This is a genomic window from Kluyvera fluvialis, assembly GCF_059725275.1.
On the sequence record NZ_AP046142.1, the window covers coordinates 972,081 to 987,764 of the forward strand.

Consider the following 15,684-nt stretch of genomic DNA (forward strand, 5'->3'; position numbering starts at 1 on the left):
AAAAAATCAGACACAGCCCCCAAAAGAGGGCTGTGAAGCGATGATTAGAGCGGGTTTTTCTTGTTTCTCAGCAGATTAAGGCTTTCCACGGCAATCGAGAAGAACATCGCGAAATAGATGTAACCTTTTGGTACGTGGACGTCGAAACTCTCCAGGATCAGCGTAAAGCCGACGAGGATCAAAAACGACAGCGCCAGCATTTTTACCGACGGATGACGATCAACAAACTCGCCAATCGGCCTTGCGGCAAACATCATCACACCCACCGCGATGATCACCGCCGCCATCATGATAAACAGATGGTCAGAGAGGCCGACGGCAGTAATGACCGAATCCAGACTGAAGATGATATCCAGCAGCATAATCTGCACGATAGCCCCGAGGAACGAGTGGACGTTGGTTTTCAACCCTTCCTCTTCGCCTTCGATAGATTCGTGAATTTCTTTACTGGCTTTCCAGATTAAGAACAGGCCACCGAGCAGCAGAATTAAATCACGCAGCGAGATAGCCTGGTCGAACACGGTAAACAGCGGGTGAGTGAGTTTTACCACCCAGGCAATAGAGGCCAGCAACGCCAGACGCATCACCATCGCCGCCATTAAGCCCAAGCGGCGGGCATGGGCGCGTTGTGCGGTGGGAAGCTTAGCAACAACCAGCGAGAGAAAAATAATATTATCGATCCCCAGGACTATCTCCAGCAGCGTCAGAGTGCCGAGCGCTAGCCAGGCGTTGGGGTCGGTGATCCATGCAAATAACATTAGATAAGTCCTGCCAAAATAAAAACGAATGCATCAATAGAAGTATGTTGAATGTACCGTTCGGAAGCCGAGTGCCGGCATAGCAAATTCCCAGAAACGGATTCCTGTGGTGACCGGGAACAGCAGAAGGGAGCCAGTGAACTTACAGCGGACGGCAGGACGAGTATAATCCCGCAGCGCGGCAGGACAAAAAAATTAATGCGCCTGAAGCATAAAGTGACGCGCCAGCAGCGCGGCGGTGAAATTCTTTTTCAGATAGAAGCCGCGCGGCAGCGTCATGATAGGCTGGCCCTGTGCGCCGATGGCCTCGGTTAATGCTTTGCTGTTGGCGGCTTTCGGGCGCAACTGCATAACCTCGCCGTGGCGGGCGGTAATCCGCTCGACTTGCCCAAGTACGATTAAGTCCATTAACTCTTCCCAGTCCATCCGCAGTTGGTTTTCTTCCTCAGCGTTAGGTGTCCACAGCAGTGGTGCGCCGACGCGGCGTTCTGCCAGCGGAATGGTGCGCTCGCCTTCCACCGGTATCCACAGTACGCGCTTGAGCTTATGGCGAACGTGGCTGTTTTCCCAAGTGACGCCTGAGTTGCCGGTTAGCGGTGCGACGCAGACGAAAGTGGTTTCCAGCGGCCGACCCTGGCGGTCAATCGGGATAGTTTTCAGCTCTACGCCCAGCGCGGCGAAATCCTGTTCTGGCTTACTGCCCGCGCTTGCACCCAGCCAAATTTCCAGCAGCACGCCAATCCAGCCTTTATCGCGCTTTAAATCGCGCGGCGTGGTGATGCCCGCCATCGCCGCTAACTCACCCAACGAATACCCCGCCAGCCGCTGTGCCTGAGCAAGCAGTTCAGCCTGGGTTTTCGGGGATGACGACAGTGGAGCAAGGGTTGACATGTTAACGGGCCTTTTGCTTAAAAAATGAACAATAATTTCGCTGGGTGTGGATAGAGTTTAACTTTTTCTGAGTAAACATACCAACACCATGATAAACATGGATTTTTTTTGACGTTTTTCATCAAAAAAACGGTGAAAAAAAAGGTTTTCCAATTCTGGTCACTGACAATGAACAGGATCTTACACCATGTTATCCACAGAAAAATGGGATAACTGGGGACAAGCCTCACTACTGTTTCAATTTACAGCCTTGACGTGCGACGAAAATCGAATTTTCGCACAAAACATGCCTAAGATGTTGGCACAATCTGTGGATAAAACCAACGTTGCTCGATCTTTCATCAATTGAAGGATCACCTATGTGATGATCATCACGTTATGCGCTAATGCATCAAGATTAAGTATAATAACATAATGAAAAATATCGTTTTACTGTGAGAGGCTCACATGAGATTATTCGGACTACTCTGGGTTTTCCCTGGGTAATTCCGTACTTCTTCACAACTCTATCCACAGAAAAAGTGAATAAAATCGGTGATAACCGCACTTTGCTGTTTATAACTCTGATGATTACTGTGAGTTATTCAAATGTTATTCGAGATGAGGCAGTGCAATAGAGTGGTTTACCGTTTCCAGCGAGTGTGAAACAATCATTCACATTGAAGCTTATTTTGAGGTAGTCCGGTGATTGATGACGATGGCTACCGCCCAAATGTAGGTATTGTAATTTGCAACCGTCAGGGTCAGGTTATGTGGGCCAGACGCTATGGTCAGCACTCCTGGCAATTCCCGCAAGGGGGCATTAATCCTGGAGAGTCACCCGAACAGGCGATGTACCGAGAGCTGTTCGAAGAAGTCGGACTAAGCCGTAAGGATGTACGGATCCTCGCTTCGACCCGAAACTGGTTGCGTTATAAGTTACCAAAACGTTTGGTGCGTTGGGACACAAAGCCGGTTTGTATCGGCCAGAAACAAAAGTGGTTTCTCTTGCAGTTGATCGGCAATGATGCGGATATCAATATGCAAACCAGCAGCACGCCAGAATTTGATGGCTGGCGCTGGGTGAGTTACTGGTATCCGGTGCGTCAGGTTGTCTCGTTTAAACGCGATGTCTACCGCCGGGTGATGAAAGAGTTCGCCAGCGTAGTAATGGCGCTCGCGGAGAGCGCGCCAAAACCGCAAAGCGCGGCAGCTTATCGACGTAAAAGAGGTTAAGCCACGCATATTATGCTCACTCGCTTACGCGAAATTGTTGAGAAGGTCGCAAGCGCGCCTCGTTTGAACGAGGCGCTGGATATTCTGGTTACCGATGTCTGCCTGGCGATGGAGACAGAAGTTTGTTCGGTTTATCTCGCCGACAACGATCGACGATGCTTTTACCTGATGGCGACCCGTGGCCTGAAAAAACCGCGCGGTCGTACCATTACGCTCGCCTTTGACGAAGGCATTGTTGGCCTGGTTGGTCGGCTGGCAGAGCCTATTAACCTTGCTGATGCACAAAAACACCCCAGCTATAAATATATCCCCTCGGTAAAAGAAGAGCGCTTCCGCGCATTTCTTGGCGTGCCTATTATTCAGCGCCGCCAACTGCTGGGCGTGCTGGTGGTACAGCAGCGTGAGCTACGCCAGTTTGACGAAAGCGAAGAGTCTTTCCTCGTCACGCTCGCCACTCAAATGGCCGCTATCCTCTCTCAATCTCAGCTTGCCGCGCTGTTTGGTCAGTATCGGCAAACGCGTATCCGTGCGCTGCCAGCTTCACCTGGCGTCGCCATCGCCGAAGGGTGGATGGACGCCACACTGCCGCTGATGGAGCAAGTTTACGAAGCCTCATCGCTGGATACCGCGCTAGAGCGTGAGCGCCTGACCGGCGCGCTGGAAGAGGCGGCGAACGAGTTTCGCCGCTATAGCAAACGCTACTCTGCCGGGGCGCAAAAAGAGACTGCGGCTATTTTCGACCTCTACTCGCACCTGCTTTCCGACGCGAGCCTGCGCCGCGAGCTGTTCGCGGAAGTGGATAAAGGATCGGTCGCCGAGTGGGCGGTAAGAAAAGTTGTCGAAAAATTTGCCGAACAGTTTGCCGCACTGCGCGACGGATATCTGAAAGAACGCGCGGGCGATTTACGGACGCTGGGGCAGCGTTTGTTGTTCCACCTCGATGACACCACGCAAGGGGCCAACGCCTGGCCTGAGCGCTTTGTTTTAGTGGCCGATGAACTCTCTGCTACCACGCTCGCTGAAGTACCGCAGGATCGTTTAACCGGTGTGGTGGTGCGCGATGGCGCGGCTAACTCCCACGCGGCGATTATGGTGCGTGCGATGGGGGTGCCAACGGTGATGGGCGCGGATATCCAACCGTCGATCCTTCACGGACGTACGCTGGTAGTAGACGGCTATCGCGGCGAATTATTGATAGATCCAGAGCCGATCCTGCTTCAGGAATATCAGCGCCTGGTCAGCGAAGAAAACGAACTCAGCCGCCTGGCGGAAGGAGATGTAGAACGTCCGGCTGAGCTTAAAAGCGGCGAGCGCATCAAAGTGATGCTCAATGCTGGCCTTAGCCCAGAGCACGAGCAAAAACTGGGGCGGCGCATCGACGGTATCGGCCTGTATCGCACCGAAATACCGTTTATGCTGCAAAGCGGTTTCCCGTCGGAAGAAGAACAAGTGGCGCAGTATCAGGGTATGTTACAGATGTTCAACGACAAGCCGGTGACACTGCGTACTCTCGACGTTGGGGCGGATAAACAACTGCCGTATATGCCCATCAGCGAAGAAAATCCATGTCTGGGCTGGCGCGGCATTCGTATCACGCTCGATCAGCCAGAGATCTTCCTGGTGCAGGTACGAGCGATGCTGCGCGCCAACGCGGCGACCGGCAACTTAAGCATTTTGCTGCCGATGGTCACGAGCCTTGATGAGGTGGACGAAGCCCGCCGCCTGATTGATCGTGCCGGTCGCGAAGTGGAAGAGATGATTGGTTACGCTATTCCAAAACCGCGTATTGGAATCATGCTCGAAGTGCCGTCGATGGTCTTTATGCTGCCGCATCTGGCAAACCGCATCGACTTTATCTCGGTGGGGACTAACGACCTGACGCAGTACGTACTGGCGGTGGATCGTAACAATACTCGCGTTGCGAATATTTACGACAGCCTGCATCCTGGCATGATTCGCGTGCTGTCGATGATTGTGCAGGAAGCCGAGCGCTACGGCATTGATTTACGCCTGTGCGGTGAAATGGCGGGCGACCCGATGTGCGTAACGATTTTGGTTGGCCTCGGTTTCCGTCATTTATCGATGAACGGTCGCTCGGTGGCGCGCGTGAAATATCTGCTGCGTAACATCGATCTCGAAGATGCTAAAAACTTGGCGATACGCAGCCTTGACGCACAGATGGCGACCGAAGTGCGCCATCAAGTGGCGGCATTTATGGAGCGTCGTGGCCTTGGCGGCCTGATTCGCGGCGGCTTGTAGCGTAGGCCTGATAAGCGCAGCGCCATCAGGCAATGCGCCAACCCCTGCCGGATGGCGGCGTAAACGCCTTATCCGGCCTACAAACTCGCACACCGTAGGCCTGATAAGCGCAGCGCCATCAGGCAATGCACCAACCCCTGCCGGATGGCGGCGTAAACGCCTTATCCGGCCTACAAATTCGCACACCGTAGGCCTGATAAGCGCAGCGCCATCAGGCAATGCGCCAGCCCCTGCCGGATGGCGGCGTAAACGCCTTATCCGGCCTACAGATTTGCACGCCGTAGGCCTGATAAGCGCAGCGCCATCAGGCAATGCACCAAACCCCACCGGCGACCTCCGCTTATACATATCTTTTACATCTTCCTGGCATCACCTCCTATCCCCCTTATGCTATCATTCGCCACTTTGGAGCGCCTGAAGCATCAGGCGCGCATCTCTACCGCTGTCCACTTCCGGCGGAATAACAAGCATTTGTGGTGACAGATGAATAGTGGTTATCTGCGTTTCCCGGACTTTGATCCGGTAATTTTCTCCCTGGGCCCAGTCTCCCTGCATTGGTATGGCATGATGTATCTTGTGGGCTTCATCTTCGCGATGTGGCTGGCAACACGCCGTGCAAACCGCCCCAACAGCGGCTGGACGAAAAATGAAGTTGAAAACCTGCTGTACGCGGGCTTCCTTGGGGTATTCCTTGGTGGGCGCATCGGCTATGTGATGTTCTACAACTTCGACTCGTTCCTGCAAGATCCGCTGTATCTGTTCCGCGTCTGGGATGGCGGCATGTCCTTCCACGGCGGGCTGATTGGGGTGATTGTGGTGATGATAATCTTCGCCCGTCGCACCAAACGCACGTTCTTCCAGGTTTCCGATTTCATCGCACCGCTGATCCCATTCGGCTTAGGTTGTGGTCGTCTGGGGAACTTTATCAACGGTGAACTGTGGGGCCGCGTCGATCCAAGTTTCCACTACACCATGCTGTTCCCTGGCTCGCGCGCGGAAGATATCGCGCTGCTGCCGTCTCATCCTGAATGGCAAACGCTGTTTGATACCTACGGCTCACTGCCGCGCCACGCTTCCCAGTTGTACGAAATGGCGCTGGAAGGGGTTGTGCTGTTCCTGATCCTCAACTTCTTTATTCGCAAGCCTCGCCCAACCGGCTCGGTCTCCGGCCTGTTCCTGATTGGCTATGGCCTGTTCCGTATTATCTCTGAATTCTTCCGCCAGCCGGATGCGCAGTTTACCGGCGCATGGGTTCAGTACATCAGCATGGGGCAGATTCTTTCGATTCCGATGGTGCTTGCGGGTATCATTATGATGGTCTGGGCGTTTCGCCGTCCGCAGCAACAGATCTCCTGAGGAAGCATGAAACAGTATCTAGAACTGATGCAGAAGGTGCTCGATGAGGGCACCCAGAAAAATGACCGTACCGGCACGGGTACTGTCTCTATCTTTGGTCACCAAATGCGCTTTAACCTGCAAGATGGTTTCCCGCTGGTGACCACTAAGCGCTGCCACCTGCGCTCGATTATCCACGAACTGCTGTGGTTCTTGCAGGGCGACACCAACGTGGCCTACCTGCATGAAAACAACGTCAGTATCTGGGACGAGTGGGCCGATGAGAACGGCGACTTAGGCCCGGTATACGGCAAACAGTGGCGCGCATGGCCAACGCCAGATGGCCGTCATATCGACCAAATCACCACCGTACTGAACCAGTTGAAAAACGACCCGGACTCGCGCCGTATTATCGTTTCGGCCTGGAACGTGGGCGAGCTGGATAAAATGGCGCTGGCTCCGTGCCACGCGTTCTTCCAGTTCTACGTTGCCGACGGCAAGCTCTCTTGCCAGTTATATCAACGCTCTTGCGACGTGTTCCTCGGCCTGCCGTTCAACATCGCCAGCTACGCGCTGCTGGTGCACATGATGGCGCAGCAGTGTGATCTGGAAGTGGGTGATTTTGTCTGGACGGGCGGCGACACGCACCTGTACAGCAACCACATGGAACAGACCGCATTGCAGCTAACCCGCGAACCGCGTGCACTGCCGAAGTTGGTTATCAAACGTAAGCCGGAATCTATCTTCGACTACCGCTTTGACGACTTCGAAATTGAAGGCTACGACCCGCATCCTGGCATTAAAGCGCCAGTGGCGATTTAATCCTTCCTGCAATCCTTTCTATGATGAAAACCGGTGCCAATCAATGTGCGCCGGTTTTTTTTATCTCTCTCACGATCCTCCTCGACGTTTATTTGTAATGCGCTGCAACACGCTACCTTTCTCTGATAGCGCCTCGTAAAACCGCCAAACGCTGCTCGTCATTGGTTCTGGTTTATTGAACACTCGTGGTCATGAACAGAGAACAGGGCTACACCCTTATCGAAACTTTAATCGTTGTTACGATGGTGCTTATTCTGAGCGCTTCGGGCCTGTACGGTTGGCAACGCTGGCAGCAGCAACAACGGTTATGGCAAACCGCCAGCGCGCTGCTCGACTACCTTGTGTACATCCGCAATGAGGCGAACTGGCATAACCGCGATCGTCGATTGCGGGTTAATCGGGCGGAGCAGCGCTGGTGTCTGGTCGCCGATGATGCACTATTGGAGGGCTGCCCTGCGGGGAACCCTGCCGTTTTTCAGCCACTGTGGGCGGAGGTGGAGCTAACTAACATCGCGCCCAATCTGGCCTTTTTTGGCCTGCGCAATACTGCGTGGGCGGGCAGTGTGACGGTGGCGAATGAAGCGGGGAGTCGGTCGGTGGTCATCTCAAGCTGGGGGCGAATCCGCCTGTGCGAGACGGCACAATGCTAATGCGCGGGTTCTCGTTACTGGAGGTACTGATTGCGATGGCTATCAGCAGTATTTTATTGCTCGGTGCATCACGTTTTTTACCGGCATTGCAGCGCAGCGTGTTAATGCAAACGCAGCAACAAACACTGGAGGATGACCTCTGGCAGCGGCTGTATACGGTGGCAAAACATCTGCAACGCGCAGGCTATTGTGGTGCGGAACGCTGTGCGGGTGAACCGCTGCAAATCATGCAGCAAGGGCAGTGTGTGGTGGTGCGTTGGGATGGAAACAGCAATGGCGTCTGGGAGGCCTCGCCCCCTGATGTCGCCGACAGCATTGGCTTTCGCCTTAAATCCGGTGCGCTGGAAACACTGCGCGGCGCGGCCTCCTGCGAGGGCAACGGCTGGGACAAAATGACCGACCCTGCGGTCATGACCGTTACCGCTTTTCAGGTGACTCGCCAGACCCTAAACGGCTATTCGCCGACGCTAACGCTGATGCTCTCGGCAACGGCAGGGCACGGCGCAACGGCGCGTGCTGAATATTGTGTAACGGGCTACAACCTATGAACCGCGAGCGCGGCGTCTCTTCGTTGGCGATGGTGCTGATGTTGCTGGTACTGGGAAGCCTAATGCTGCAAGGGCTGAACCAGGCACAGCGACAACAACTGACGATGGTTACTGACGAAAGCCGCGCGCTGCAAAGCACGGCGCGGGTGCATACCGCTTTGCTGTGGGCAACCCAGCAACCGTGGCTGGCTGAAACCGGAGTGCAATGCCGCCCCTATGATGTGCAAAGCCGAGTCTGCCTGCGGCTTTTTGCCGATGGCTCGCTACTGCTGATTGCTCAGTATGGTGCTTTTTCGCTTTGGCAGTCCGGGCGATGGACGGCGAGCGGTATTCGCTTTTCTCCACACGGCTGGAGTGATTTTTGCCCCTTAAAGGAGGTGACGTTATGCCAGAACCCTTAACACCACGCGGTTTCAGTCTGCCGGAGGTGATACTCGCCATGCTACTGATGGTAAGTGTCATTACCGCCTTAGGTGGTTATTATCGCACCTTAGCCACCAGTAGCGTACAGATGAACCAGTATCGGCAGATGTGGCGTTACGCCTGGACACAAACGCAGCTACAGGCCGCCGCCTTACCCGTTGGATGGGGAAGCCAGCGCCTACAGACATCATCACAACGTTGTGTCAGCATCAATGCTACTATTACCACCCCTATGGGTAAGCAGGGCACATTGTCACGCCTGCATTGCCCGGTCAGTCAGTAGTCAGGAGCGAATATGTTACGGGTCTACCACTCCAACCGTCTGGATGTGCTGGAAGCATTAATGGAATTTATCGTTGAACAGGACCGGCTGGCTGACCCGTTCGAACCTGAAATGATCCTCGTGCAAAGCACCGGGATGGCGCAGTGGCTGCAAATGACGCTCTCGGCGCGTTTCGGCATTGCTGCCAATATCGACTTCCCGCTACCGGCCAGTTTTATCTGGGATATGTTCACTCGCGTACTGCCTGATATTCCAGCCGAGAGCGCATTCAATAAGCAGAGCATGAGCTGGAAGTTGATGACCCTGCTGCCCACGATGCTGGATGATGAAGCATTTACGCCGCTGCGCCATTACCTGACGGATGACGCCGACAAACGCAAACTGTTCCAGTTAGCTTCTCGCGTGGCTGACCTGTATGACCAGTATCTGGTTTACCGCCCGCAATGGCTGACGCAGTGGCAAGCGGGGCAACTGGTCGAAGGCGTGGGTGAGGCGCAGCAGTGGCAAGCGCCGCTGTGGAAAGCGCTGGTGGAACACACCGCCGAGCTAGGCCAGCCGTTGTGGCACCGTGCGAACCTTTATCAGCGTTTTATCGACACGCTGGAAAATAGCGACCAACCGCCCGCAGGGCTACCGTCGCGCGTGTTTATTTGCGGTATTTCGGCGCTGCCGCCGGTTTATCTCCATGCCTTACAGGCGCTGGGTAAACATGTTGATATTTATGTGCTGTTCACCAACCCGTGCCGTTACTACTGGGGCGACATCAAAGATCCCGCGTTTCTGGCGCGGCTGCTGGCTCGCCAGCGCCGGCACTACCGCGAACAACGTGAGCTACCGCTGTTTCAGGATACGCAGAGTGCGCCGAGTTTATTTAACGACGATGGCGAGCAGGATGTTGGCAACCCGATGCTGGCTTCCTGGGGCAAGCTGGGGCGCGACTACATCTACCTATTAGCTGGGCTGGAACGCTACCAGGAGCTGGATGCGTTTGTGGATATTGAGCCGGATAACCTGCTGCACAATCTTCAATACGACGTGCTGGAGCTAAAAAATACCGCCGTGGCGGGCCGCACGGCGCAGGAGTTTGCCCATAGTGGCGACAAACGCCCGCTGGCGCGGGACGACCGCAGTCTGACGGTGCATGTATGCCACAGCCCGCAGCGTGAAGTCGAAATACTGCACGACCGTCTGCTGGCGATGCTGGAAGCCGACCCAACGCTAACGCCGCGCGACATTATCGTGATGGTGGCGGATATCGACAGCTACAGCCCGTTTATCCAGGCGGTGTTCGGCAGTGCGACCGGTGAACGTTATCTGCCGTACGCTATTTCTGACCGTCGGGCTCGTCAGGCGCATCCAGCGATGCAGGCGTTTATCACCCTGTTGTCGCTGCCGGACAGCCGCTTTACTAGTGAGGACGTGCTGGCGCTATTAGATGTTCCGGTACTGGCGGCGCGCTTTAATATTGATGAAGCGGGTTTGCTACACCTTCGTCAGTGGGTGAATGAATCTGGTGTTCGCTGGGGGATGGACGACGATAACGTTCGCGAACTGGATCTTCCGGCGACCGGCCAGCATACCTGGCGTTTTGGCCTCACGCGAATGCTGCTGGGCTATGCGATGGAAAGCAGCCAGGGCGAGTGGCAAGAGGTGCTACCGTATGATGAATCCAGCGGTTTAATCGCCGAGCTGGTTGGGCATTTGGCTTCACTGTTAATGCAGCTTAGCCGCTGGCGTCAGGTGCTGACGCAGCCGCGAACGCTGGCGGAATGGCTACCGGTTTGCCGCGACATGCTCAACGACTTCTTCCTGCCGGATACTGACACCGAAGCGGCGTTGGCGCTGATTGAACAGCAATGGCAGGCGATTATCGCTCAGGGTGTGCAGTCGCAGTATGCCGGTGAAGTACCGCTCTCGTTGCTGCGTGATGAACTGGCGCAGCGCCTGGATCTGGAGCGTATCAGTCAGCGCTTCCTCGCGGGGCCAATCAATATTTGTACCCTAATGCCGATGCGTTCTATTCCGTTCAAGGTGGTTTGTCTGTTGGGCATGAACGATGGCGTTTACCCACGGGCGTTAGCGCCGCTGGGCTTTGACCTGATGAGTCAAAAACCACTGCGCGGTGACCGTAGCCGCCGTGACGATGACCGCTACCTGTTCCTCGAAGCGCTGATGTCGGCTGAAAAATCACTTTATATCAGCTATATCGGCCGTTCTATTCAAGACAACAGTGAGCGTTATCCCTCGGTGCTGGTGCAAGAGCTGCTGGATTACATCGGCCAAAGCCACTGTCTGGAAGGGGATGAAGCGCTTAACTGCGACGAAAGCGAACGGCGAGTCAAAGAACACATTATGCATTTGCATACGCGTATGCCGTTCGACGCCGATAACTTTAAGCCAGGTGAACGGCAAAGCTATGCACAGGAGTGGCTGGCGGCAGCTAGCCAGCAGGGGCAAGCGCATTCCGAGTTTATCCAGCCGCTGGAGCCTTTACCGCTTACCACACTGGCGCTGGAGCAGTTGCAACGTTTCTGGCAGCATCCGGTGCGCGCCTTTTTCCAGATGCGTCTTCAGGTGAATTTCCGCATGGAAGAGAGCGACATTCCTGATACCGAACCGTTCACCTTAGAAGGGCTGACCCGTTATCAGCTTAATCAGCAGTTGCTTAACACACTGATTGAACAGCAGGACGATGAGCCGATGTTCCGTCGTTATCGCGCGGCAGGTGAGTTGCCGTATGGCCCGTTTGGTGAAATTGCCTGGGAGGTTCAACGCCAGGAGATGGCTGCGCTGGCAGACCGAGTGATTGAGCATCGCCGAAGCGGGCAAAGCATGGAAATCGACCTTGATTGTGACGGCGTTAACATCACAGGCTGGTTACCGCAGGTTCAGGACAACGGTCTGCTGCGCTGGCGGCCCTCTTTGCTTAGCGTTTCTCAAGGGATGCAACTTTGGCTGGAACACCTTGTCTACTGTGCTAGCGGCGGTAAAGGTGAAAGCCGGTTGCTGCTGCGTAAAGACGGCGAGTGGTGCTTCCCACCGCTTGACGCCGACGAAGCAAAAGCCTGGTTGGTACAGCTTGTTAACGGATACCGCCAGGGCATGTGCGAGCCGCTGCTGTTTTTACCAGAGAGCGGCGGCGCATGGATAAAAGCCTGTTACGATGCCGAAAATGATGCCATCTTAAAAGACGAAGACAGCCAGCAAAAAGCGCGCAGCAAGTTTATGCAGGCCTATGAAGGCAATATGGTGGTCAGCGGTGAAGGGGCCGACGTTTGGTATCAGCGGTTGTGGCGCAGCCTTGAGCCTGCGCAATATGAGGCGATTATCGAGCAGACAACGCCCTATTTGCTGCCGGTGTTCCGTTTTCATCAGTCATAAAAATTGTATATAAATTGCGCAAGTCAGGCTGTTCAATTACTATGCCTACTGCGTCACGGACTGATGTGCCATAGAAACACGCTGACTCGTTCAGTGCAGTACTTGTTAATGATGAGGTCCGTGAATGCCCCGCAGTATCTGGTTGAGTATTGTTGTTTTAGTCACCGCCTTTTGGGCGACCGTAGGTCAGGCAAACACCGGATGGCAACCTATCCAGGAAACCATCCGCAAAAGCGAGAAAGACCCCCGCCAGTATCAGGCTATTACGCTGGATAACCAGATGGTCATCCTGCTGGTTTCTGATCCGCAGGCGGTGAAATCGTTGTCGGCGCTGGTGGTTCCTGTTGGTTCGCTGGAAGACCCGAACAGCCATCCAGGCCTTGCGCACTATCTCGAACACATGACCCTGATGGGCTCAAAGAATTACCCACAGCCCGATAACCTTGCTGAATTCTTAAAAATGCACGGCGGCAGCCACAATGCCAGCACCGCACCGTATCGCACGGCTTTCTATCTGGAAGTTGAAAACGATGCTTTGCAGGGGGCGGTTGATCGGCTGGCAGACGCCATTGCGGCACCATTGCTGGATAAAAAATACGTTGACCGTGAACGCAATGCCGTCAACGCCGAGCTGACGATGGCGCGCAGCCGCGACGGGATGCGTATGGCGCAGGTCAGTGCGGAAACCATCAACCCAGCGCATCCGGGGGCGCGTTTTTCCGGCGGCAATCTGGATACGCTGAGCGACAAGCCGGGCAGCCCGGTGTATGACGCCTTGCTGGCATTTCGTGACAAGTTCTATTCCGCCAATCTGATGAAAGCGGTGATTTACAGCAATAAACCTCTGCCAGAACTGGCAAAAATTGCCGCGCAAACCTACGGGCGTGTGCCGAACAAATCTATTAAACGCCCGGAAATTACCGTCCCGATCGTGACTGATGCGCAAAAAGGGATTGTTATCCACTATGTGCCTGCGCTGCCGCGCAAAGTGCTGCGCGTCGAGTTCCGTATTGATAACAACTCCGCGCAATTTCGCAGTAAAACCGACGAACTGATTACTTATCTGATTGGCAACCGCACGCCGGGAACGCTGTCCGACTGGCTGCAAAAACAGGGGCTGGTGGAAGGTATTCGCGCCGACTCTGACCCTGTAGTCAACGGCAACAGCGGCGTACTGGCGATTTCGGCAACCTTAACCGATAAAGGCCTCGCTAACCGCGACGAAGTGGTCGCGGCGATTTTCAGCTACCTTGATCTGCTGCGTCAAAAAGGGATTGATCAGCGCTATTTTGACGAACTGGCGCATGTGCTGAATCTCGACTTCCGCTATCCGTCTATTAACCGCGACATGGATTACGTCGAATGGCTGGCAGATACCATGATTCGCGTGCCAGTGGCGCACACGCTGGATGCGGTAAATATTGCCGACCGCTATGACGCGCAGGCAGTAAAAGCGCGTCTGGCGATGATGACGCCGCAGAATGCGCGCATCTGGTACATCAGCCCGAAAGAGCCGCATAACAAAGTCGCTTACTTTGTTGATGCGCCGTATCAGGTTGACAAAATTAGCGCTGACACCTTCGCCAAATGGCAGCAGGTGGGTAGCGGCATTTCGCTGACTCTGCCGCAGTTAAACCCCTATATTCCCGATGATTTCACGCTGATTAAGCCCGAAAAACAGCAAACGCATCCTGACCTGATTATCGACGAGCCGATGCTGCGCCTGGCGTATATGCCTAGCCGCTACTTCGCCAGTGAACCGAAAGCGGATATCACGTTGATTCTGCGCAATCCGAAGGCGATGGACAGCGCTCGCAGCCAGGTGATGTTTGCCCTCAATGACTACCTTGCGGGGCTTGCGCTTGACCAGTTAAGCAACCAGGCCGCAGTGGGGGGAATCAGCTTCTCGACCGGCGCTAACAATGGCTTAATGCTGAACGCGAATGGCTACACCCAGCGTTTACCGCAGTTGTTTGATGCGTTATTGCAGGGCTATTTCAGCTATACGCCAACGGAAGAACAACTTGAGCAGGCGAAATCCTGGTATAAGCAGATGATGGACTCTGCCGAAAAAGGCAAAGCCTACGAACAGGCGATTATGCCGGTGCAGATGCTGTCACAAGTGCCGTATTTCCAGCGCGATGAACGCAAAGCGCTGTTGGCGTCGATAACCCTCAAAGACGTTCTGGCCTATCGTGACCAGCTTAAAGCCGGGGCGCGCCCTGAATTTATGGTGATTGGCAACCTCAGCGCAGAGCAGTCTATCGCGCTGGCGCGTAATACCCAGTCACAGTTGGGAGCGAACGGCAACGAATGGTGTCGTAACAAAAACGTCGTGGTCAATAAACAGCAGAACGCTATTTTCGAGAAAGCGGGTAACAGCACCGACTCTGCGCTGGCGGCGGTGTTTGTCCCGCCGAATGCCGATGAGTTCTCAAGCTCTGCGGCCAGCGCTATGCTGGCGCAAATCGTCCAGCCGTGGTTCTACACGCAACTGCGCACCGAAGAGCAACTGGGCTATGCCGTGTTTGCTTTCTCGATGAATATTGGTCGCCAGTGGGGGATGGGGTTCCTGCTGCAAAGCAACGAAAAACAACCGGCTTTCTTGTGGGAGCGCTTCAAAACGTTCTTCCCGACGGCGGAGCAAAAACTGCGGGCGATGAAGCCGGAAGAGTTTGCACAAATCCAGCAGGCGGTGATTGCCGACATGCTGCAAGCGCCGCAAACCCTCAGCGACGAAGCCTCTCAGCTCAGCAAAGATTTCGATCGTGGTAATATGGCCTTTGATTCACGTGCTAAAGTAGTGGCCCAGATTAAGCTGTTAACGCCGCAAAAGCTGGCCGACTTCTTCCACCAGACGGTGGTTGCGCCACAGGGTATGACGGTGTTGTCGCAGGTATCCGGTAGCCAGAATGGCAAAACCGACTATGCGCAGCCGGAAGGCTGGAAAGTGTGGCAGAGCATTAGCGCGTTGCAGCAAAGTTTACCCATTGACGCTAACTAGTTTGAGTTGCACAACGGCAGCAAGAGACAACCCCGGACACTAGCAACAGCCAGTGGCTGGGGAATTCGCGCTGCCAATACCGATGCAGCTTGAAGTATGACGAGCATACGACGAG

12 protein-coding genes are annotated in these 15,684 nt (G+C 54.7%); 10 read left to right on the top strand and 2 right to left on the bottom strand.

The annotated features are described in order from the left end of the window. Positions 1-44 precede the first annotated feature (44 nt). Complete coding sequence (locus tag AC6I4B_RS04705; protein WP_497769986.1) at positions 45-758, bottom strand: TerC family protein; 714 nt, start codon at positions 756-758, stop codon at positions 45-47. A gap of 195 nt (positions 759-953) precedes the next feature. Then, the gene (mutH, locus tag AC6I4B_RS04710) at positions 954-1,649 is read right to left on the bottom strand and encodes a DNA mismatch repair endonuclease MutH (protein ID WP_497769988.1); all 696 of its coding nucleotides are present in this window, start codon (positions 1,647-1,649) and stop codon (positions 954-956) included. Positions 1,650-2,333: 684 nt separating this feature from the next. Between mutH and rppH the strand changes: the two genes are divergently transcribed. From rppH to ptrA, 10 genes are all read left to right on the top strand, one after another. Further along, a complete protein-coding gene (rppH, locus tag AC6I4B_RS04715) occupies positions 2,334-2,864 on the top strand; it encodes an RNA pyrophosphohydrolase (RefSeq protein ID WP_497769989.1) in 531 nt (176 codons plus the stop codon). Positions 2,865-2,876: 12 nt separating this feature from the next. Beyond that, entirely contained in the window at positions 2,877-5,123 is a 2,247-nt protein-coding gene (gene ptsP / locus AC6I4B_RS04720; protein WP_497769990.1) for a phosphoenolpyruvate--protein phosphotransferase, read from the top strand. A 483-nt stretch (positions 5,124-5,606) separates the two neighbouring features. Continuing rightward, a complete protein-coding gene (lgt, locus tag AC6I4B_RS04725) occupies positions 5,607-6,479 on the top strand; it encodes a prolipoprotein diacylglyceryl transferase (protein WP_497769992.1) in 873 nt (290 codons plus the stop codon). A gap of 6 nt (positions 6,480-6,485) precedes the next feature. Then, complete coding sequence (thyA, locus tag AC6I4B_RS04730) at positions 6,486-7,280, top strand: thymidylate synthase (protein WP_497769993.1); 795 nt, start codon at positions 6,486-6,488, stop codon at positions 7,278-7,280. A gap of 191 nt (positions 7,281-7,471) precedes the next feature. After that, on the top strand, positions 7,472-7,930 hold the full coding sequence (locus AC6I4B_RS04735; RefSeq protein ID WP_497769995.1) for a prepilin peptidase-dependent protein: 459 nt from the start codon (positions 7,472-7,474) through the stop codon (positions 7,928-7,930). Beyond that, on the top strand, positions 7,924-8,478 hold the full coding sequence (locus AC6I4B_RS04740; RefSeq protein WP_497769996.1) for a prepilin peptidase-dependent protein: 555 nt from the start codon (positions 7,924-7,926) through the stop codon (positions 8,476-8,478). The genes AC6I4B_RS04735 and AC6I4B_RS04740 overlap by 7 nt, the downstream gene beginning before the upstream one ends. Next, positions 8,475-8,879: a DUF2509 family protein gene (locus tag AC6I4B_RS04745; protein ID WP_497769998.1), complete on the top strand. Its 405-nt coding sequence runs from the start codon at positions 8,475-8,477 to the stop codon at positions 8,877-8,879. Before AC6I4B_RS04740 ends, AC6I4B_RS04745 begins: the two co-directional genes overlap by 4 nt. Continuing rightward, entirely contained in the window at positions 8,864-9,184 is a 321-nt protein-coding gene (locus tag AC6I4B_RS04750) for a prepilin-type N-terminal cleavage/methylation domain-containing protein (protein ID WP_497769999.1), read from the top strand. The genes AC6I4B_RS04745 and AC6I4B_RS04750 overlap by 16 nt, the downstream gene beginning before the upstream one ends. Positions 9,185-9,196: 12 nt before the next feature. After that, positions 9,197-12,565 (top strand): exodeoxyribonuclease V subunit gamma, encoded by a 3,369-nt coding sequence (recC, locus tag AC6I4B_RS04755; RefSeq protein ID WP_497770000.1) that lies wholly within the window; start codon positions 9,197-9,199, stop codon positions 12,563-12,565. 124 nt (positions 12,566-12,689) lie between these two features. Continuing rightward, a complete protein-coding gene (gene ptrA / locus AC6I4B_RS04760; protein ID WP_497770002.1) occupies positions 12,690-15,569 on the top strand; it encodes a pitrilysin in 2,880 nt (959 codons plus the stop codon). Positions 15,570-15,684: the final 115 nt, after the last annotated feature.